Source organism: Streptomyces stelliscabiei (assembly GCF_014873495.1).
In the GTDB taxonomy this organism is placed as follows: domain Bacteria; phylum Actinomycetota; class Actinomycetes; order Streptomycetales; family Streptomycetaceae; genus Streptomyces; species Streptomyces bottropensis.
Genome location: NZ_JADBGF010000001.1, coordinates 2,882,969 through 2,903,457, shown reverse-complemented (window position 1 = coordinate 2,903,457; position 20,489 = coordinate 2,882,969). Strand labels below are relative to the sequence as shown.

20 protein-coding genes are annotated in these 20,489 nt (G+C 71.2%); 14 read left to right on the top strand and 6 right to left on the bottom strand.

What is annotated here, in order from left to right:
• Positions 1–10 precede the first annotated feature (10 nt).
• Positions 11–1,807: an AMP-dependent synthetase/ligase gene (locus tag H4687_RS12745; protein WP_046913783.1), complete on the bottom strand. Its 1,797-nt coding sequence runs from the start codon at positions 1,805–1,807 to the stop codon at positions 11–13.
• A 353-nt stretch (positions 1,808–2,160) separates the two neighbouring features.
• Here H4687_RS12745 and H4687_RS12740 point away from each other — a divergent pair, with 353 nt between their 5' ends.
• The 6 genes from H4687_RS12740 to H4687_RS12715 all read left to right on the top strand — a co-directional run bounded on the left by H4687_RS12740 (position 2,161) and on the right by H4687_RS12715 (position 7,287).
• Positions 2,161–2,916 (top strand): metallophosphoesterase family protein, encoded by a 756-nt coding sequence (locus H4687_RS12740; RefSeq protein ID WP_046913784.1) that lies wholly within the window; start codon positions 2,161–2,163, stop codon positions 2,914–2,916.
• Between the two features lie 83 nt (positions 2,917–2,999).
• The gene (locus H4687_RS12735; protein ID WP_046913785.1) at positions 3,000–3,440 is read left to right on the top strand and encodes an SRPBCC family protein; all 441 of its coding nucleotides are present in this window, start codon (positions 3,000–3,002) and stop codon (positions 3,438–3,440) included.
• A 117-nt stretch (positions 3,441–3,557) separates the two neighbouring features.
• Entirely contained in the window at positions 3,558–4,745 is a 1,188-nt protein-coding gene (locus H4687_RS12730; RefSeq protein WP_046913786.1) for an ArsA family ATPase, read from the top strand.
• Between the two features lie 57 nt (positions 4,746–4,802).
• On the top strand, positions 4,803–5,324 hold the full coding sequence (locus H4687_RS12725; protein ID WP_046913787.1) for a DUF5304 domain-containing protein: 522 nt from the start codon (positions 4,803–4,805) through the stop codon (positions 5,322–5,324).
• 93 nt (positions 5,325–5,417) lie between these two features.
• Positions 5,418–6,371 carry an ROK family glucokinase gene (locus H4687_RS12720; RefSeq protein WP_046913788.1) on the top strand — a complete coding sequence of 318 codons (954 nt, stop codon included), beginning with the start codon at positions 5,418–5,420 and terminating at the stop codon, positions 6,369–6,371.
• 166 nt (positions 6,372–6,537) lie between these two features.
• Complete coding sequence (locus tag H4687_RS12715; RefSeq protein WP_046913789.1) at positions 6,538–7,287, top strand: endonuclease/exonuclease/phosphatase family protein; 750 nt, start codon at positions 6,538–6,540, stop codon at positions 7,285–7,287.
• 119 nt (positions 7,288–7,406) lie between these two features.
• Here H4687_RS12715 and H4687_RS12710 read toward each other — a convergent pair whose 3' ends face one another.
• Together H4687_RS12710 and H4687_RS12705 are read right to left on the bottom strand one after the other, a co-directional pair.
• Positions 7,407–8,114 carry a hypothetical protein gene (locus H4687_RS12710; RefSeq protein WP_046913790.1) on the bottom strand — a complete coding sequence of 236 codons (708 nt, stop codon included), beginning with the start codon at positions 8,112–8,114 and terminating at the stop codon, positions 7,407–7,409.
• Positions 8,107–8,976, bottom strand: a complete 870-nt coding sequence (locus tag H4687_RS12705; protein WP_046913791.1) for an alpha/beta hydrolase — start codon at positions 8,974–8,976, stop codon at positions 8,107–8,109. The genes H4687_RS12710 and H4687_RS12705 overlap by 8 nt, the downstream gene beginning before the upstream one ends.
• Positions 8,977–9,172: 196 nt before the next feature.
• On the opposite strand from H4687_RS12705, the gene H4687_RS12700 reads away from it, so the two are divergent.
• The 4 genes from H4687_RS12700 (at position 9,173) to H4687_RS12685 (ending at position 13,236) form a co-directional block, all read left to right on the top strand.
• Entirely contained in the window at positions 9,173–9,988 is an 816-nt protein-coding gene (locus H4687_RS12700; protein WP_046913795.1) for a lysophospholipid acyltransferase family protein, read from the top strand.
• Between the two features lie 72 nt (positions 9,989–10,060).
• On the top strand, positions 10,061–11,305 hold the full coding sequence (gene macS / locus H4687_RS12695; RefSeq protein WP_179860144.1) for a MacS family sensor histidine kinase: 1,245 nt from the start codon (positions 10,061–10,063) through the stop codon (positions 11,303–11,305).
• A gap of 89 nt (positions 11,306–11,394) precedes the next feature.
• Positions 11,395–12,042 (top strand): response regulator, encoded by a 648-nt coding sequence (locus tag H4687_RS12690; protein ID WP_046913796.1) that lies wholly within the window; start codon positions 11,395–11,397, stop codon positions 12,040–12,042.
• A gap of 165 nt (positions 12,043–12,207) precedes the next feature.
• The gene (locus tag H4687_RS12685; RefSeq protein WP_046913793.1) at positions 12,208–13,236 is read left to right on the top strand and encodes a 6-phosphofructokinase; all 1,029 of its coding nucleotides are present in this window, start codon (positions 12,208–12,210) and stop codon (positions 13,234–13,236) included.
• Positions 13,237–13,536: 300 nt separating this feature from the next.
• Here the strand turns inward: H4687_RS12685 and H4687_RS12680 are convergent, their stop codons facing one another.
• Both H4687_RS12680 and H4687_RS48460 read right to left on the bottom strand, forming a co-directional pair.
• Positions 13,537–15,414: an anthranilate synthase family protein gene (locus tag H4687_RS12680; protein WP_050399100.1), complete on the bottom strand. Its 1,878-nt coding sequence runs from the start codon at positions 15,412–15,414 to the stop codon at positions 13,537–13,539.
• 116 nt (positions 15,415–15,530) lie between these two features.
• Complete coding sequence (locus H4687_RS48460) at positions 15,531–15,587, bottom strand: trp operon leader peptide (protein ID WP_076973970.1); 57 nt, start codon at positions 15,585–15,587, stop codon at positions 15,531–15,533.
• 154 nt (positions 15,588–15,741) lie between these two features.
• Here H4687_RS48460 and H4687_RS46325 point away from each other — a divergent pair, with 154 nt between their 5' ends.
• From H4687_RS46325 to H4687_RS12660, 3 genes are all read left to right on the top strand, one after another.
• Positions 15,742–17,262, top strand: a complete 1,521-nt coding sequence (locus tag H4687_RS46325) for a hypothetical protein (protein ID WP_225966669.1) — start codon at positions 15,742–15,744, stop codon at positions 17,260–17,262.
• Positions 17,263–17,389: 127 nt separating this feature from the next.
• Positions 17,390–18,739: a class II 3-deoxy-7-phosphoheptulonate synthase gene (locus H4687_RS12665; protein WP_028796916.1), complete on the top strand. Its 1,350-nt coding sequence runs from the start codon at positions 17,390–17,392 to the stop codon at positions 18,737–18,739.
• A gap of 164 nt (positions 18,740–18,903) precedes the next feature.
• Positions 18,904–19,137 (top strand): (2Fe-2S)-binding protein, encoded by a 234-nt coding sequence (locus H4687_RS12660; protein WP_005478272.1) that lies wholly within the window; start codon positions 18,904–18,906, stop codon positions 19,135–19,137.
• 33 nt (positions 19,138–19,170) lie between these two features.
• On the opposite strand, the gene bfr is transcribed toward H4687_RS12660, so the two are convergent.
• Entirely contained in the window at positions 19,171–19,650 is a 480-nt protein-coding gene (bfr, locus tag H4687_RS12655) for a bacterioferritin (protein ID WP_046918646.1), read from the bottom strand.
• Positions 19,651–19,825: 175 nt separating this feature from the next.
• Between bfr and H4687_RS12650 the strand changes: the two genes are divergently transcribed.
• Entirely contained in the window at positions 19,826–20,473 is a 648-nt protein-coding gene (locus H4687_RS12650; RefSeq protein ID WP_046918647.1) for a sulfite oxidase-like oxidoreductase, read from the top strand.
• Positions 20,474–20,489 lie beyond the last annotated feature (16 nt).

The following is a 20,489-nucleotide window of genomic DNA, read 5'->3' as shown; positions in this document are numbered from 1 at the left end:
ACGTGTGTGACTACTTCTGGTAGATCGCCTCGATCTCGTCCGCGTAGTCCTTCGCCACCACGTTGCGCTTGAGCTTCAGGGACGGCGTCAGGTGGCCCGACTCCTCCGTGAACTGGGAGGACAGAATGCGGAACTTCCGCACCGATTCCGCCTTCGACACCGCGGCGTTGCCGTCGTCGATCGCGGCCTGCACGGCCGCGTTCAGATCGGCGTCCGCGCTCAGCGACGCCGCGGTGGAGCCCGCGGGCTTGCCGTGCTCGGTGGCCCAACGGCCCAGGAACTCCTCGTCGATGGTGACCAGCGCGCCCACGAAGGGCCGCCCGTCGCCCACCACCATGCACTCCGCGACCAGGGCGTGCGCCCGGATCCGGTCCTCGATCACGGCCGGGGCGACGTTCTTGCCGCCCGCGGTGACGATGATCTCCTTCTTGCGGCCCGTGATGCTGAGGTAGCCGTCCTCGTCGAGGGTGCCGATGTCGCCGGTGTGGAACCAGCCGTCGGCCAGCGCCTCCTCCGTCGCGCCCGGGTTGTTCCAGTACCCCTGGAACAGGTGCTCGCCGTGCAGCAGCACCTCCCCGTCGTCCGCGATCCGGACGACGGAACCCGGCAGCGGCTGCCCGACCGTACCGATCTTCTGGCGGTCCCAGGGGTTGAACGCGGTCGCCGCACAGGACTCGGTGAGGCCGTAGCCCTCCAGCACCGTGAAGCCGATGCCGCGGAAGAAGTGGCCGAGGCGCTCACCCAGCGGGGCGCCGCCCGAGATCGCGAACTCGCCCTTGCCGCCGAGCACCGCCCGCAGCTTGCTGTAGACGAGCCGGTCGAACACCTTGTGCTTGATCTTCAGACCGAGGGCCGGACCCGACGGGGTGTCCAGCGCCCTGCTGTACGCGATCGCGGTGTCCGCGGCCTTGTCGAAGATCTTGCCCTTGCCGTCCGCCTGCGCCTTGGCCCGCGCCGAGTTGTAGACCTTCTCGAAGACCCGCGGCACGCCGAGGATCAGCGTCGGCCGGAAGGAGGCCAGCTCGTCGGTGAGGTTCTTGATGTCCGGTACGGTGCCCAGCTTGATCGGCGCCATCATCGGCGCGACCTGCACGAGCCGCCCGAAGACGTGCGCGAGCGGGAGGAACAGCAGGACCGAGCACTCGCCCGTACGGAACAGGGGCCGCAGCCGCTCCACCACGTTCCCGCACTCGGCGAAGAAGCTGCGGTGGGTCAGGACGCAGCCCTTCGGGCGGCCCGTGGTGCCGGAGGTGTAGACGATGGTGGCCGGGTCGTCGGCCTTCGCGATCGAGCTGCGCTCCTCGACGGCGTGATCGGAGACGTCCTGGCCGAGGCGGCCCAGCTCCTCCACCCCGCCGCCCTCGATCTGCCACACGTGCTTCAGCGCCGGCAGCCCCTCGCGCACCGACTCGACGGCCGCCGAGTGCCCGTCCAGCTCCGTGATCATGGCGGTCGCGCCCGAGTCGGCGAGGATCCACTGCACCTGCTCCGGCGAGCTGGTCTCGTACACCGGCACGGTCACCGCGCCGGCCGTCCAGATCGCGAAGTCCAGCAGGGTCCACTCGTAGCGGGTACGGGACATCAGCGCGACCCGGTCGCCCGCCTGGACCCCGGAGGCGATGAGGCCCTTGGCCGCCGTGCGTACCTCGGCCAGGAACTGGACGGCGTTCACGTCCTGCCAGGCGCCGTCCACCTTGCGGGCGATGACGGCGACATCGGGGTGCTGCGCGGCGTTTCTACGGACGATATCCGTCAGATTGCCGTCCGTCGGGACCTCGTACAAAGCCGGAAGGCTGAACTCGCGCAAGACTGCTGCTCCTCATAGGGCGCCGGCGCCACGACTCTGTGTGTGCTGCGACGGTGCGGTCCAAGGGCGGGAGAGCGCTCAGGTCCGCCTTTGTTCTTCGTTCCTGGTGGTTGAAAACCTGAGCACAACTGGACTGCCCGGACGTTACCCGTCGGTATGGCCTCTACGCGAGGGGGGTCGGGCGAGATGTTCGTCGCGTCACACGTGGGGTTCTCCCGAGCAGAATAATCCCCCAACTTACTGACTGGCCAGTAACCGCACGTCCGACCGGCTCTGTTCACGTATGCCGCACACGCCTACGCTTGATCGCCATGGCACGCACACCGGGCGGTAGAGACAGGACGCGCATTCACGTGGTCAGCGACGTGCATGGCAACGCGACGGACCTGGCCAGGGCGGGTGAGGGCGCGGACGCCCTGGTGTGCCTGGGCGACCTGGTCCTCTTCCTCGACTACGCCGACCACTCCCGCGGCATCTTCCCCGACCTCTTCGGCGCCGAGAACGCCACGCGGCTCGTGGAACTGCGCACCGCCCGCCGCTTCGAGGAGGCGCGCGAACTCGGGGCCCGGCTCTGGGCGGGTGTCGAGGAGGACCGCTCCGCCGTGATCGAGGAGGCCGTCCGCAAGCAGTACGCCGAGATGTTCGCGGCCTTCCCGGTCCCGACGTACGCCACCTACGGCAATGTCGATATGCCGACGCTGTGGCCCGAGTACGCCGGCCCGGGGACGACCGTGCTGGACGGCGAACGCGTGGAGATCGGCGGACGGGTCTTCGGCTTCGTCGGCGGCGGGCTGCGCACCCCCATGCGGACGCCGTACGAGATCAGCGACGAGGAGTACGCGGCCAAGATCGAGGCGGTGGGGGAGGTGGACGTGCTGTGCACGCACATCCCGCCGGAGGTTCCCGAGCTGGTGTACGACACGGTGGCACGCCGCTTCGAGCGGGGGAGCCGGGCGCTGCTGGACGCGATCCGCAGGACCCGTCCCCGGTACGCGCTGTTCGGGCACGTCCACCAGCCGCTGGCGCGGCGGATGCGGATCGGGGCCACCGAGTGTGTGAACGTGGGCCACTTCGCGGGGACCGGGAAGCCGTGGGCGCTGGAATGGTGAGCCTCCGCAGGCGGTAGCCTTCACGCTGCACATACGTGCGCACCCACCTCCCTCACCGGACAGTCTCTGGAGGAGCCACGGCGATGGCGGAATTCACCAGTTCGAGCATCACGATCGAGGCTGCGGCGGCCGACGTCATGGGAGTGATCGCCGACTTCGCCCGCTACCCCGACTGGACGGGCGAGGTGAAGGAGGCGGAGGTGCTGGAGACCGACGGCCAGGGCCGCGCCGAGCAGGTCCGGCTCGTCATGGACGCGGGCGCGATCAAGGACGACCAGACGCTGGCGTACACCTGGACCGGCGCGAACGAGGTCTCCTGGACGCTGGTCAAGTCCCAGATGCTGCGCTCGCTCGACGGCTCCTACCTCCTGAAGCCGGTCGGCGACTCGGTGACCGAGGTGACCTACCAGCTGACCGTCGACGTCAAGATCCCGATGCTCGGGATGATCAAGCGCAAGGCGGAGAAGGTCATCATCGACCGGGCGCTGGCGGGCCTGAAGAAGCGGGTCGAGTCCGCGGCGTAGACCGCCGAGCCGCTGTCCCGGCCGCGGGCGTCCGTGCGGCCGGGGCGACGGTGGCGGGCCCGGCGGGCCTCTCTCGGCGTCGGTGAGCACCCTTGCGCTGGGTTACCGTTCACCCTCATGCGCACCATCCTGATCACCGGGCAAGGCGGCAGCGGCCGTACGACGGTCGCGGCGGCCACGGCCGTCGAGGCGGCCCGTGAGGGCGCGCGGACGCTCGTGCTGAGCGCGGACCGGGTCGACGCCCTCGGAGCGGTGCTCGGCGTGGCGACCGGACCCGAGCCCGTCCGGGCGGCGCGGAACCTCACCGCCTGGCGGCCCGACGCCGCGGCCGGGTTCCGCGAGGACCTCGTCGCCTTCCAGGAGAGGGCCGCGTCCGTCCTCGGAATGCTGGGCGCCGCCCGGCTGGACGCCGAGGAACTCACCCCCCTGCCCGGCGCCGAGGAACTCGCCCTGCTGCGGGCGCTGCGCGACGCCGCGCTGTCGGAGGCCTACGACCTGCTCGTCGTCGACCTGCCGCCCGCCCCGCAGGCACTCGCGCTGCTCGCCCTCCCGGAGGAGCTGCGGCGCTACCTGCGGCGGCTGCTCCCGCCCGAGCGGCAGGCGGCCCGCGCGCTGCGGCCGGTCCTCGGACGGCTCGCCGGAGTGCCGATGCCCGCCGAGTGGCTGTACGAGACGGCCGGCCGGTGGGACGTGGAGCTGGCCGCCGTCGCGGCGATCGTCGAGGACCCGGGGACGACGGTGCGGCTGGTCGCCGAGCCGGGCCCGGCCGGCGCCGACCACGTACGCCTCGCGCGCGTCGGACTCGCCCTGCGGGCCCTGCCCGTCGACATGCTGATCGCCAACCGTGTGCTGCCCGAGGGCACGCACGAGACCTGGTTCGCCGGCCTCGTCTCCCAGCAGCGCAAGGCGCTGGAGGAATGGGAGGAGGCGCCCGCGCCGAGCGGGGCGCGTTCCGTGCGGCGCGTCGCCCACCTCGGCCACGACCCCCGCGGCGGCGACGACCTCGACGCCCTCGGGGTCCCCGGTACGGGTGACGTCCCCGCGCGCGTCGAGTGGGCCGTCACCGACAACCTCGGGGACGAGGGCGTGCTCGTGTGGCACATCCCGCTGCCCGGGGCGATACGGGACGAGCTGGATCTCCTCCGGCGCGGCGACGAGTTGGTCGTCACGGTGGGGCAGTTCCGCCGTATCGTTCCGCTCCCGTCGGCACTGCGCCGCTGCACGGTCGACGGCGCGGCCCTGCGCGACGGCGAACTGAGGATCCGATTCGCGCCGGACCCGCTGTTGTGGCCCCGGACACGGTGAACCGCATACCCCCGTTCGGGTAACGTCGAAGGTACGAACCGTAGGCAGGAGCCCGCCATGAGCGAAGAGCGCCCCACGTCCGACGCCGGTCGTCAGGACGCGGCCGAGGAGGCGCGGTCGGCCGAGCAGGACCGCACGACCGACCGGGTGCGCGCGACCGACTCCGACGCCTGGGCGACCGCGTGCGAGGAGGACCTCGCCGCGGAGAAGGCCCGCCGCCGGGCGAAGTACGGCCCGCCGCCGGGCTCGGCCGCCGAGGAACTGCGCAAGCTGGTCGACACCGTCGCGGAGAAACTGTCCGGGCTGCAGTCGCCGTTGCTCGGCGCGGTCGCCGGCGGAGCGGCCCAGCAGATGGTCAGCCAGGTCGTCCGACAGGCCAAGGCCGCCGTCGAACCGGTCATCGAACGCAACCCGGACGTCTTCGACCACCTCGCCTCCGCGGGCGGCGAACTGCTCGCCGCGTACCGCTCCGCCGTCGAGGCCCAGGAGCGCCGCTGGACGAGCCGGGACGCCTCCCACCGGGAAGGCCGTGGCCAGGGCGACGAACCGGGCCCCGGAGAGCGGATCGACCTGGACTGACGCCGGGCGTCCGCCCGGCGGACGCCGGGACTGCGGGGGCGGGGCCTCGGGTACGGTTGGCCGTAGCGGGGCTCGACCGAAACTGAGGGATTCATGGGACTCACCATCGGCGTCGACATCGGCGGTACCAAGATCGCGGCCGGTGTGGTCGACGAGGAAGGCAACATCCTCTCGACCCACAAGGTGCCGACCCCGGGCACGCCCGAGGGGATCGTGGACGCCATCGCCGCCGCCGTCGAGGGCGCGCGAGCCGGACACGAGATCGTCGGTGTCGGCATCGGCGCGGCCGGTTACGTCAACCGGCAGCGGTCGATGGTCTACTTCGCCCCCAACATCGACTGGCGCAACGAGCCGCTCAAGGAGAAGGTCGAGGCCCGCGTGGGCCTGCCGGTCGTCGTGGAGAACGACGCCAACGCCGCCGCGTGGGGCGAGTACAAGTTCGGCGCCGGCAAGGGCCACCGCAACGTCATCTGCATCACCCTCGGCACCGGCCTCGGCGGCGGCATCATCATCGGCAACAAGCTGCGCCGCGGTCACTACGGCGTCGCCGCCGAGTTCGGCCACATCCGGATGGTCCCCGACGGGCTGCTGTGCGGCTGCGGCTCGCAGGGCTGCTGGGAGCAGTACGCGTCCGGGCGCGCCCTGGTCAGGTACGCCAAGCAGCGCGCCAACGCCACCCCCGAGAACGCGGACCTCCTCCTCGGCCTCGGCGACGGCACCCCCGACGGCATCGAGGGCAAGCACATCTCCATGGCTGCCCGCCAGGGCGACCCCGTCGCCGTCGACTCCTACCGCGAACTCGCCCGCTGGGCCGGCGCCGGCCTCGCCGACCTCGCCTCCCTCTTCGACCCCTCCGCGTTCATCGTGGGCGGCGGTCTGTCGGACGAGGGCGAACTGGTTCTCGACCCGATCCGCAAGTCCTACAAGCGCTGGCTCGTGGGCGGCAACTGGCGCCCCGTGGCCGAGGTCATCGCCGCCCAACTGGGCAACGACGCCGGCCTGGTGGGCGCGGCGGACCTGGCGAGAGAGCCCGACCCGATCATGTAGACACCGGCTCGCGACAGCCCCGCGCCCCGCTTTCAGGGGCGCGGGGCTGCATCGATGTGCGGCTCCGCCGCGTGGGCGCGACCAGCCCCCACCGGCCGTCAGCCGAACGAACGACCCGCTCTTTCCCGGCTCTCCCGGCGGAGCGCTGCCGCGTACATTGATCCACATGACGCCACTGCCCAACTCCCGCACGAACCCCGACGGTTCGGCGATCATCCGCGTCCTCAGCTACAACATCCGCTCGATGCGGGACGACACCGACGCCCTCGCCCGAGTGATCACCGCCTGCGCCCCCGACCTGGTCCTCGTCCAGGAGGCCCCCCGCTTCTTCCGCTGGCGCAAGAAACTCGCCAGGCTCGCCGCGGCCTCCCAGCTGGTCACCCTCTCCGGCGGCGCCACCGCCTCCGGCCCCGCGCTGCTGTGCAGCCTGCGCGCCACCGTCGAACAGACCGACGACGTGCTCCTGCCCCTCACCCCCGGCCTGCACCGACGCGGCTTCGCCACGGCGGTGGTCCGCTTCGGCCGCGCCCGGCTCGGCGTCCTGTCCTGCCACCTCTCCCTGCAGAAGGACGAGCGGTACGAACAGGGCGGCCTACTCCTGGACCGGCTGGCCGCCCTCGGCGTGACGCACGCGGTCGCGGGCGGCGACCTCAACGAGCGACCGGACGGCCGCACCTTCCGCCGCCTCGCCGGAGAACTCCAGGACTGCTGGACCACCACCCCCTGGGGCGGCGAGTACAGCTCCACGCCCACCGACCCCCACCAGCGCATCGACGCGATCCTGGCCACCCCCGGCATCGAGGTCCTCGGCTGCGGCGTCCCCCTCGACCACCCCGGCATCAGCGAGGACGACCTCAGGACGGCCACGGACCACCTGCCGGTCCTGGCCGCCCTGAGGGTCCCCGCCGAGCCCTAGCCAGGGCCGGCGGGGACTGCCGCGACCCGGCCCCCGCCTCGGCTCCGTCCGCGGCGGCAGCGGCGAGGGCCCGCCCGGAACACTCCCGGACGGGCCCTCGTACGACGGTGGCCGCGGGGTCAGACGACCGCGCCCCGGCCGGGATCGTCGTCACCTTCGTCGTCGCCGTTCATCCGCATCACCAGGGTGGCGAAACCGCCGAGGAAGCCGCCGATGCCGAGGGTGGTGAGCCACCAGGTCATCTCCCAGCCGAGCAGGACGGCGAGCAGCAGCAGGACCGGGCCGCCGATCACCCCCAGCCAGGCGAACTTGGCGGTCGCGTCGGCCTCCGGCAGCGGGGGCGGCTCGGGCGGCACGAAGTGGCCCTCCCCGTCCTCGTCCTCGTCGTCGGAGTCCGGGTCGCCCGGGTCCTCGCCGACCGGGTCGGGCACGCTGTAGTCGCGCGGGCCCGCGCCGACGCCGGGGGCGAACGCCACCGAGCTGCCCAGCGGCCTGGGGGCCGCGGGGCCGGCGGCGTCCGCGGCGTCGGGGGACTTGTCCTCGGCGTCCTCCGGCTCGGCCTCCAGCAGGGCGAGATCCTCCACCGACCGGAACGGCTTGGTGCCCGGCGGGTCCGGGGGCTCGGTGCCGAACCCGGCCACGATGGCCCGCCACGCGGCGTCCTCGTCGAACGGCACGTGCTGCTCCTCACCGGCGGACCCGCCCGGCGGTTCGCCGGACGAGGCGCCCGAGGAGCCGCCCGAGGAGCCGCCCGGGGTGTCGCCGGGCGAGGCGCCGAGAGGCGCTCCCTTCTCCTCCGGCTCACGCTCGGAGTCGTGCTCAGCCACCAGTGGCCGTCCCTTCCCTCTGCTCCAAGGATCCCGGACCGGTCTGTCCCGCGGATCCCGAGTCAGACTGCTGTACGGATTCCGCGTCGGACTCCTTCACCCGCGCCGCCCCGGACTGCGTCACGAGCCGGGTGACGAACGCGAGGCTCTCCTCGAAGATCCGGCCCGCGTCGTGGTCCAACGTCGCGACGTGGTGGCTCTGTTCCAGCAGGATCTCCGTGACGTCCGTGGACGACACCCGGCCGAGGACGCGCTCGGAGTCGACGGGCGGCACCACATGGTCCCGCGGGCTGTGCAGCAGCAGCAACGGCTGGGTCACCTGGGGCAGTTCGCCGTCGACGAGACGGAGGAAACCGCGCAGCGAGTGCGCCGCGTGGAGCGGCACATGGCTGTACCCCACCTCCTCGACGCCCTCCTTCGCGATGTCGCTGGTGATCCCCTTGGTGGTGGGGACGAAGTGCCGCAGCAGGGGGAGGGCGTGCGCGGCCGGGCCGTGCACCTTGTTCGCCGGGTTGACGACCACCACGCCGTCGACCGCGTCCCCGTGCTTGGCGGCCAGCCGCAGCGCCAGCGCGCCGCCCATGGACAGCCCCGCGACGAAGACGTGCGCACAGCGCTCGCGCAGGGCCCGCAGCTCGCGGTCCACCTCCGCGTACCAGTCCTGCCAGCCGGTCGGACGGAGGTCCTCCCAGCGGGTGCCGTGTCCCGGCAGCAGGGGCAGCGCGACGGTCAGCCCCCGCGCGGCGAGATATTCCCCCCAGGGGCGCATCGACTGCGGGGACCCGGTGAACCCGTGACAGAGGAGTACTCCGACCTCCCCGCCCTCGTGGTGGTACGGCTCGGCTCCAGGAAGGACCGGCACGGTTCGGTCTCCTGTTCGTGAGAAGGGTGTGAATGAGTGCGGATGTGGTTCACCGTACGCGACCGCTCCGACACCGACCAGGGGCTTCGCCCGGTGGTGGCCGACACCGGCCAGGGGCGTAGGACGCTTCTCCGGGCGTCCGGGTTAAGGTCTGATCCTCAGAACAGAGAGAGGCACTCGGGTGTTGTACGGCGCGATGAAGGTCGCTATCGGGGGACCGCTCAAGGTCACTTTCCGGCCCTGGGTGGAGGGCCTGGAGAACATTCCGCCCGAGGGCGCGGCGATCCTCGCCAGCAACCACCTCTCCTTCTCGGACTCCTTCTTCCTCCCCGCGGTCCTCGACCGCAAGGTCACCTTCATCGCGAAGGCGGAGTACTTCACCACTCCCGGGATCAAGGGCAAGCTGACGGCCGCCTTCTTCAAGGGGGTCGGGCAGCTCCCGGTGGACCGTTCCGGGGCGCGGGGCGCGGGTGAGGCCGCCATCAACAGCGGCATACAGGTCATCGAGAGCGGCGAGCTGTTCGGCATCTACCCCGAGGGCACCCGCTCGCCCGACGGCCGCCTCTACCGGGGCAAGCCCGGCGGCCTGGCGCGGGTGGCCCTCGCCACCGGCGCGCCCGTCATCCCCGTCGCCATGATCGACACGGAGAAGATCCAGCCGCCGGGCAAGGTCCTGCCGAAGGTGATGCGCCCCGGCATCCGGATCGGCAAGCCCCTCGACTTCAGCCGCTACCAGGGCATGGAGCACGACCGCTTCGTGCTGCGGGCGCTGACCGACGAGGTCATGTACGAGATCATGAAGCTCTCGGGCCAGGAGTACGTGGACATCTACGCGACCGCCGCCAAGCGGCAGATCGCGGAGGCGGCGAAGGCCGAGAAGGAGGCCGACAAGGCCGCCAGGGCGGCCCTTGCCAAGGCCGAGAAGGAACAGGCGGCCAAGGACCGGTCGGCCGGGGAACAGCGGGGACAGGCGGAGAACACCCGGGCCGACCGGGACCGGCCGGCTTCGTAACGGCCGCTTTCCCGGGTACGGTCGCGTTCCCGGACGCGATCGTCGTGGGGTCCGGTGGGTGGGGTGGGGGATATGCCTGAGCGCGAACGAGTCATGCGCATGTCGGTCGAGCAGCCGCTGTGGCGTGCGCTCACCGGCTACCGGATCCTGACGGCGGTCTACGCCGTCGGCCTGTTCCTCAGCGCGTACGACAAGTTCCAGCGTCCATGGCTGGCCATCGCCTACCTCGCGGTGCTGGTCGCCTGGACGCTGCTGACCCTGCCGAAGGTGGCGAGCGCGGCCGACTGCACCAAGCGGTTCCTCGCGGCCGACCTCACCATCGCGATCGTGGGCATCGGGCTCACGCGGCTCGCCGACTCGACCGCGCGGGTGGAGGCGGGGGGTCCGACGCTCCCGTCCATATGGACCGCCGGCGCGGTGCTGGCGTTCGCCGTCAAGGGCGGCTGGCGCTGGGCCGCCGTCGCCTCCACGCTCGTCGCCGTCGCCAACCTGATCCACCGGGGCGCCCCCACCCGCGACACCATCCACAACGTGCTGCTGGTCTGGTTCGTCTCCATCGCCATCGGATACGTCGTCGAGGTCGCCCGCGCCTCCGAACGCACCCTCGCCCGCGCCCTGGAGATCGATGCCGCCACCCGCGAACGGGAGCGCCTCGCCCGGGACATCCACGACGGTGTCCTCCAGGTCCTCGCCATGGTCCAACGGCGCGGTACCGCCCTCGGCGGGGACGCGGCCGAGCTGGGCCGGATGGCGGGCGAGCAGGAGGTCGCCCTGCGCACCCTGGTCTCCGGCGGCCTGGTCCCCGTCTCGCGTGTCTCCGAGGACGCGGCCCAGGGAGCGCTCGTACGGGCGGTGAACGAACCGGACCCGGCCGACGACGCCGGGAACCCGGTGGACCTGCGGGCCCTGCTCGCCCCCTACGCGAGCGCCATGGTCACCTTCTCGGAGCCCGGCGGCCCGGTGCCGCTCGCCCCGGGGGCCGCGCGGGAGCTGGCGGCGGCCGTGGGCGCCGCCCTGGACAACGTGCGCGCGCACGCGGGCGAGGGGGCACGGGCCTGGATCCTGGTCGAGGACTGGCCGGACGAGATCGTCGTGACCGTACGGGACGACGGCCCCGGCATCCCCGACGGCCGGCTCGCCCAGGCCGAGGGCGAGGGCCGGCTCGGGGTGGCCCTCTCCATCCGGGGGCGGCTGCGCGACATCGGCGGCACGGCCGAACTGATCTCGGTGCCCGGACAGGGCACCGAAGTGGAACTGAAGGTGCCCAGGGCCGCGGAACGGCCCAAGGGCGTACGGGGGAAGGCGGAGAAGCGGTGACGGAGCGCGTGGAGAGCGAAGAGGGTGTGCGCGACGGCGGGCCGGTGGACGTGGGCGCACCGTCCGGCGGGCGCGGCCCGATCCGGGTCATGGTGGTCGACGACCATCCCATGTGGCGCGACGCCGTCGCCCGGGACCTGGCCGAGTCCGGCTTCGAGGTGGTCGCCACGGCGGGCGACGGCGAGCAGGCGGTGCGACGCGCCGGCGCCGTCGCACCGGACGTTCTCGTCCTGGACCTGAACCTGCCCGCGAAGCCGGGAGCGCAGGTCTGCAAGGAACTGGTCGGCGCGAACCCGGCGTTGCGGGTGCTGGTCCTGTCGGCGAGCGGGGAGCACGCGGACGTCCTGGAGGCGGTGAAGTCCGGGGCGACGGGTTACCTGCTGAAGTCGGCCTCGACGGAGGAACTGGTCGACGCCGTACGCCGTACCGCGGTCGGCGATCCGGTCTTCACCCCCGGTCTCGCGGGCCTGGTCCTCGGCGAGTACCGCCGTCTCGCCTCCGAGCCCGCCCCCGCGCCGGGCGCCGACGAGCCCAAGGCGCCGCAGCTGACCGACCGCGAGACCGAGGTGCTCCGGCTCGTCGCCAAGGGGCTGAGCTACAAGCAGATCGCCGAGCGCCTCGTCATCTCCCACCGCACGGTCCAGAACCATGTGCAGAACACCCTCGGCAAGCTCCAGCTCCACAACCGGGTGGAACTGGTCCGCTATGCCATAGAGCGCGGTCTCGACGACGAGTAAACGTCATGAATCACCCCATAGGGTGAAGGCGATTTGATCAACTTCGATCAACTCACCCTCTATCAACAGCAATTCGCCGGAATTGACCTTCCCGTGCATGTCGAAGTGACCTGGATCACTATTAGCGTGACCCTCACCAGGCAACCGCGGCGAAGGGACTTTTCCATGCGCGTCGGAGTACTCACCGGAGGCGGCGACTGCCCCGGGCTCAACGCCGTCATCCGGGGCGTCGTCCGCAAGGGCGTGCAGGAGTACGGCTACGACTTCGTCGGCTTCCGGGACGGCTGGCGGGGGCCGCTGGAGAACGACACCGTCCGCCTCGACATCCCCGCCGTCCGCGGCATCCTGCCCCGCGGCGGCACCATCCTCGGCTCCTCGCGCACCAACCCGCTCCAGCAGGAGAACGGCATCCGCCGTATCAAGGACAACCTCGCCAAGCAGGAGGTCGACGCGCTCATCGCCATCGGCGGCGAGGACACGCTCGGAGTGGCCGCGCGGCTGTCCGACGAGTACGGGGTGCCGTGCGTGGGCGTCCCCAAGACCATCGACAACGACCTCTCGGCCACGGACTACACCTTCGGCTTCGACACCGCCGTCGGCATCGCGACGGAGGCCATCGACCGCCTCCACACCACCGCGGAGTCGCACATGCGCGTGCTGGTGGTGGAGGTGATGGGCCGGCACGCCGGCTGGATCGCCATCCACTCCGGCCTGGCCGGCGGCGCCAACGTCATCCTCATCCCCGAACAGCGCTTCGACGTCGACAAGGTGTGCGCCTGGGTGACGTCCCGTTTCAAGGCCTCCTACGCGCCGATCGTGGTGGTCGCGGAGGGGGCCATGCCGAAGGACGGCGAGATGGTCCTCAAGGACGGCTCGCTCGACTCCTTCGGCCACGTCCGGCTCTCCGGGGTCGGCGAATGGCTGGCCAAGGAGATCGAGAGGCGTACGGGCAAGGAGGCCCGTACGACCGTCCTCGGCCACGTCCAGCGCGGCGGCACGCCCTCGGCCTTCGACCGCTGGCTCGCCACGCGCTTCGGCCTGCACGCGATCGACGCGGTCCGTGACCGTGACTTCGGCAAGATGGTGGCCCTGCGCGGCACGGACATCGTCCGCGTCCCGATCGCCGACGCGACGGCCCGCCTGAAGACGGTGGATCCGGCGCTGTACGAAGAGGTCGGGGTCTTCTTCGGCTGAGGGCGCCTCAGGGGGTGGGGGGTGCGGGTTTCGTCGGCGGGTGCGGGCCTGGTGGGGCTTCACGCGCAGTTCCCCGCGCCCCTGAAAAGCAGGGGCTGCGCCCCGAGCTTTTCAGACCGGCAGCCCCGTCGCCTTTCAGGCCCGCAGGGGCCTGGGCTTTTAGGGGCGCGGGGAACTGCGCGACCAGCCCCACCCACCCGCACCCGACCCACGACCCCCCACCGCCCACGCCCCACCGCCCACGCCCCACTGCCCACGCCCCACGCCCCACCGCCCACGCCCCCCACCCCCCCCGCGGCCTTATACCGCCCGCAGTGACTGAACCCCCGCCACCAGCTGACGCACCACACTCACCCCGTCCAGCGTCAGCACCGACTCCGGGTGGAACTGCACTCCCGCGAACCCGGGCCCGCGCAGCGCGTGCACCTCACCGCTCCCGCTCCGGCTGACCTCCACCCCGTGGGCCGCCAGCTCCCCGGCCGTCCCGTCGTCGCAGCGGGCCACGAAACTGTTGTAGAACCCCACGGTCTCCTCCCTCCCGAAGAGATCGATCGCGGTCTGCGCCCCCTGGTAGGGCACCTCCTTGCGCACGATCTCCAACCCCAGCTCCAACGCGATGAGTTCGTGCCCGAGGCACACCCCGAGCACCCCGTATCGATGCCCCCGCAGCACCTCGGCGGTCAGCGACCGCAGGAACCGCATCTTCGGGTCGTCGAGGTCGCCCGGATCCCCGGGGCCGGGCCCCAGCACCACCACCCCCTCGTGCGCGAGCACGGCCTCCCGCAGCCCCGGCTCGTCGTACCGCCGTACCGTGACCTCCAGCCCCGAGGACCTGAGCAGGTGCGCGAGCATCGCGGTGAAGGTGTCCTCGGCGTCCACGACCAGCGCGTGCCCGGTCAGCTCGGCCGTCCGCTCCCGCATCCGCAGCCAGAACGGCGCCAGAGCCCCCCGCCGCCCGTCCAGCGCGGCCCGCACCCGGGGGTCGTCCGCCAGCGCCGGCCCCACCCGCTCGGGACGGGGCCGCCCCGGTCGCACCCCCAGCGCGGCCAGCACCCCCGCCGCCTTCGCGTGCGTCTCGGCGACCTCGCCCGCCGGATCGGACCCCCGGACGAGCGTGGCCCCCACCGGCACCTTCAGCCGTCCGTCCGCCGCGATGTCGGCGGTCCGGATCAGGATCGGCGAGTCCAGGGTCTGCGCCCCTCCCGAGTCCCGTCCCAGCAGCGCCAGCGCCCCCGCGTAGTACCCGCGCCCGACACCGTCCCGCCCGAGGGGCTCGTACCGCTCGATCACCCGGCACGCGTTCTGCACGGGCGACCCGGTGACCGTGGCGGCGAACATCGTCTCCTTCAGCACCTCCCGCACATCCAGCGAGGACCGCCCGCGCAGCTCGTACTCGGTGTGCGCGAGGTGGGCCATCTCCTTCAGCCGGGGTCCGACCACGACCCCGCCCATGTCGCCGACCGTGCACATCATCTTGAGCTCCTCGTCGACGACCATCGACAGCTCCTCGATCTCCTTGCCGTCGGCGAGGAAGGCCAGCAGATCCTCCGGTGTCGGCCCCTCGGCCGGATAGCGGTAGGTCCCGCTGATCGGGTTCATCACGACCGTCCCGCCGGACATCCGCACATGCACCTCCGGGCTGGCGCCGACCAGCGTGCGCTCACCGGTGTGCACCACGAACGTCCAGTACGCGCCCCGCTCACCCCGCAACAGGCGCCGGAACAGCGCGAGCGCGTCGGCGCGCCCGAAGCCCGGGACCGTGCCCTCGTAGGTCCGCCGGATCACGAAGTTCGCGCCCTCGCCCCGCCCGATCTCCTCGCGCAGCACCCGGCCGACGATCTGCGCGTACTCCTCGTCGTCCACGTCGAAGCCCCCGTCCTCGACCTGGACGTCGTGCGCGGGCAGCTCCGCGAGGACCCGGTCCAGCGGCAGCTCGTACGACTCCTCGGGCACCAGCACCGACAGGGGTGTGCCGTCGTCGCGGACGTCGAAGCCGCGTTCCCGGATCTGCCGGAAGGGCACGAGCGCCAGCCCCTCGTCGGGCAGATCGGCGAGCCGCTCGCAGGTGGTCACCGGACCGATCAGCAACTCCACCGTGTCGTGGTCGTGCAGGCCCGGTGTGCGGCGGCGCAGCAGCGCGAACGGGCGGTCGTCGGACAACAGCCGGGTCAGGTCCATGGGTTCCTCTTCCCTGGGGATCACGGTCTCGCGGTGATCGAGGAGGAGCGGCCTGGCCCTGGAAACGCCGAAGGCCGCCCCTCGGGCGGCCTTCGCGAAGTCTTGCGTACGCGCAGTCAGTGGGCCGCCGGATGAGCGGTCCACCACCAGTTCTGGATCGAGTGCGCGAACATGCGCCGCACCCTACCCGACATCGCCCGGGAACTCATGCGATCGGCGCGGGGGGGTTCGTCCCGAGATCACTTACTGTTCAGTCTTGTCATGAGCGAGTCGACCCGGATGTCGACCTGTGGATACGGAAGGGCGAGTGTGTCACTCATAGGGAGAATGAGGCCCCTGGCCTGCGTCGTGGCGGCGGCAGCGCTGTTCGCCGGGCTCACCGGACAGCCCGCGGCGGCGGCGGACGAGCCGGTGATGACGAAGCTGACGCTGAGCGGCGACCGGTTCAGGATGACCGACACGAGCACCGTGTCGGCCGCCACCACCCTCGACGGCAGACTGGCGGACGCCGACCTCGCCGACGTCGTCACCACCGAGTACACGAAGAACTCCGCCGGGGCGACCGACCCCTGGATGAACCTGCGCAGCATGCGCGCGTGCGCCGGCGACGAGACGAAGGCGCTGCCGCCGGTGACCAGGAAGATCTCCTGGTGCTGGTCCTCGGCGCACGGCGACGACACCACCCCGCGCTGGTGGCCGCAGGGCATGAGCAGCACCGGCACCGCCGACGGAGCCGACGGCGCCATCCAGGACAAACGCGTCACGGCGGTCGCCTGGCACTACGAGACGTTCAGGACCAACGCGGCCGGCGACTACGAGGCCAACGACAAGTGCAGGACGAACAACCTGCTCAAGCTCACCCTCATCGACCGTGACACCAAGAAGTACCGCCACATCCTGCTCGCCGAGCCGACGGAGGGCGGCGCGGACTTCAAGTTCGTCACCGGCCACGGCGGCGGCATCGTCTGGTACGGCAACTACCTCTACGTCACCGACACCTCCAACGGCATCCGCGTCTTCGACATCGACAAGCTCGGCAAGGTCGACGCCTACGGCTCGGGCCTCAACTCCTACGGCATCGACAGCTCCGGAAAGTCCAGCGCCTGCGGCTACCCGTACGTGCTGCCACAGGTCCACTACTACAAGCAGGCCTCCCCGCCGCCCTCCGGCGCCTGTGACGCGGACGCCGTGAACGGCACCCCCGACGCCGACTCCCTGTGCTACTCCTGGCTCTCCCTCGACAAGACCGGCGGCAGCCCGTACAAGCTGGTCACCGGCGAGTGGTTCGGCACCGCGGCGGGCGGCCGGGTGGTGCGCTACCAGCTCAACCCGACGAGCGCCTCGACCAACCCGGGGCTGCTCAACATGGCCGGCGGCAAGACCGTGATCCAGGACGCGTACGCCGCGTCCCGCTATGTGGGACTGCAGGGCGGCATGACCTGGACCGACGGCGCCGGACTGCTGAACTTCGCCTTCCACAAGGGCTGCGCCCTCCAGCCCGCCGTCTTCTCGCACACCTGGGTGGGCGACACCCGGGCCACCACGGCCTGCAACCGCACGGTCGACGGGAAGGTGTACGCCAACGGCAACTGGGCGGTGGGCACGCCCCAGGCCCTGAGCCACTGGCCCAAGCTCGGCGCGGACCCGGTGGAGGAGCTGTGGGGGCTGACCGAGCACATCTGCGCCGGAACGACGCTGCGCGCGAGCTTCCCCCACGAGTTCGAGGCCGTGGAGGAACCCGACGAGAAGCAGAACGCCTGTGACGGCTACAGCGCCGCCGCCAACCTGTCGCTGCGGACGGTCTTCGCCGTCGGCTTCGACGACAGCGCGGTCATGAACCTGCACTGACACCCGCGGCACCGCCGTCACCGGCCGGGCCGACCGTCCGACGAACCCCGCTCCCGATCGAGCGGGGTTCGTCTCACTTGATGAGCAAGGGGGTGGACGCCCGACACGACCCCGTAATGTGGAGGTCGTGACCGTGAACGCTAAGTCCAGCGCGAGCGCTGGCAACACCTGGCGAGACCTTCCCGCGGCGCAGCAGCCCGAGTACCCCGACACCGAGGCTCTGCGCGCAGTCGTTGCGGAGCTCGAGTCGTATCCGCCGCTCGTCTTCGCGGGCGAGTGCGACCAGCTGCGCGCCCGGATGGCGTCCGTCGCCAAGGGAGAGGCGTTCCTCCTCCAGGGCGGCGACTGCGCCGAGGCCTTCGACGCCGTGTCGGCCGACCACATCCGCAACAAGCTGAAGACGCTGCTCCAGATGGGCGCGGTCCTCACGTACGCGGCCTCCGTGCCGGTCGTGAAGGTCGGCCGTATCGCCGGCCAGTACTCCAAGCCGCGCTCCAAGGGCACCGAGACCCGCGACGGCGTCACCCTGCCGACCTACCGCGGCGACTCGGTCAACGGCTTCGACTTCAACGAGGCCGCCCGCATCCCGGACCCCGAGCGCCTGAAGCGGATGTACCACGCCTCCGCCTCCACGCTGAACCTGGTCCGGGCCTTCACCACCGGCGGCTACGCCGACCTGCGCCAGGTGCACGCCTGGAACCAGGACTTCGTGAAGTCGTCCCCGTCCGGCCAGCGCTACGAGCAGCTCGCCCGCGAGATCGACAACGCGCTGAACTTCATGCACGCCTGCGGCACCGACCCGGAGGAGTTCCGTACCGTCGAGTTCTTCTCCTCGCACGAGGCGCTGCTGCTCGACTACGAGTCGGCGCTGACCCGCGTGGACTCGCGCACGGGCCGCCTCTACGACGTGTCGGCGCACATGGTGTGGATCGGTGAGCGCACCCGGCAGCTGGACCACGCGCACATCGAGTTCGCCTCGCAGATCCGCAACCCGATCGGGATCAAGCTCGGCCCGACGACCACGGCCGAGGACGCGCTGCGCTACATCGAGCGCCTCGACCCGGACCGCGAGCCCGGCCGGCTCACCTTCATCGTGCGCATGGGCGCGGACAAGGTCCGCGACAAGCTGCCCGAGCTGGTCGAGAAGGTCACCGCCTCGGGTGCGACGGTCGCGTGGATCACCGACCCGATGCACGGCAACACCTACGAGGCGGCCTCCGGCCACAAGACCCGACGCTTCGACGACGTGCTCGACGAGGTCAAGGGCTTCTTCGAGGTCCACAAGGGCCTCGGCACCCACCCGGGCGGCATCCACGTGGAGCTGACCGGCGACGACGTCACGGAGTGCGTGGGCGGCGGCGACGAGATCTTCGTCGACGACCTGCACCAGCGCTACGAGACCGCCTGCGACCCCCGGCTCAACCGCAGCCAGTCCCTGGACCTGGCGTTCCTCGTCGCGGAGCTGTACCGGGACTAGTAGCTGATCAGCAGGGGATGCGCCTGTTACGGGAGCGCGAGGTGGGGCGCGGATCACATACGATCCGCGCCCCACTCCACTTTTGCGCTTCGGACCCGCCGGGTAAGGTTAGGTTAGCCTCACCGATCATCGGGACGGCGTTTCGTATTCGATCCCGGCGGGAGGTGGACCGCGTGTTCGTGTGCAGTTGCTTCGGTGTCACCGAGCAGCAGGTCAGGAAACATGCGGCGGACGGCGCCTGCACCCCTCGCCAGATCGCGTCGGCCTGCAAGGCGGGCACGGACTGCGGGTCGTGCGTGCGCCGGATCCAGGCGCTCCTCGGCAGGGGCGCGTACCCGCGCCCGGAGCCGGTCGAGCAGGGGGCGGCGGTCTACGCCGAACTCGAGGAAGCGGCCTAGTCCGGGCCCGGCCCCCCTCGGCCCGCGCCTGGCTCAGCTCTCCGGCTGCTCGATCAGCTGTGCGATGTAGAGCGCCTCGCCCAGCTTCTCCAGAAGTTCCAGCTGGGTGTCGAGGTAGTCGATGTGGTGCTCCTCGTCCGCGAGGATCGACTCGAAGATGTTCGCCGAGGTGATGTCACCCTTGTTGCGCATCACCTCGATGCCGCGCTTGAGGCGGTCGATCGCCTCGACCTCGACCTGGCGGTCCGCCTCGAACATCTCCTTGACCGTCTGGCCCACCCGGACGTGGAACAGCCGCTGGTAGTTCGGCAGCCCGTCCAGGAACAGGATCCGGTCGGTGAGCACCTCCGCGTGCTTCATCTCGTCGAAGGACTCGTGACGCGTGTACTTCGCGAGCTTCGTCCAGCCGAAGTTCTCCTGCATCTTCGCGTGCAGGAAGTACTGGTTGATCGCGGTGAGCTCCGCGGTCAGCTGCTCGTTGAGGAATTCGATGACCTCGGGGTCGCCCTGCATCGCAGAAGCTCCTTCCAGGCGGGGGAACGGGGAGGTTGCGCCGCGATGATTGCACCGCAGTCGAAGATCGTCCAGTAAGTGCGAGCTTAGTAAGTAAGTACAGCCTTAGTTCTAAATGTCCGAGTCGGGTGGACCCTGGTCATGTGCACCGGTCGCGGTCTGTCAGGATGGAGTCATGGGTCAGCCGGTGGAACGCGAATCAGGAGATCGCGCATCTGAGAACGCGGCGACGTCGCAGCTCCCGCCGGGACAGCGGCTCCAGCGCGGCTGGCCGGTCACCCACTACGGGCCCGTCCCCAAGTTCCGTCCCGAGCGTTGGGACTTCCGGGTCTTCGGCGCCACCGCCGACGGCGAGAAGCACTGCTGGAACCACGACGAGTTCACCGCCCTGCCGTACGCCTCGGTCGTCGCCGACCTGCACTGCGTGACGAAGTTCAGCATGGTCGGCGCGGAATGGGGCGGCATCCCGGCCCGCACGATCCTCGGGACCGCGCCGCCCGCCCCCGAGGTCACCCATGTGATGGTGTGGGCCGAGTACGGCTTCAGCTCCAACCTCCGCCTCGCCGACTTCGCCGACGACCGCACGATCTTCGCCACCCACAAGGACGGCGAACTCCTCACCGCCGAACACGGCTTCCCGCTCCGCCTCGTCGTCCCCCACCTCTATGCCTGGAAGGGCCCCAAGTGGGTCCGCGGCATCGAGTACATGACCGCCGACCGCCGCGGCTTCTGGGAGGAGCGCGGCTACCACAACATCGGCGATCCCTGGCAGGAGCAGCGCTACTCCTACCAGGAGGAGCCCGGGGAGGGCCCCGAACTCTGACGCGGCGTGCCCCGGC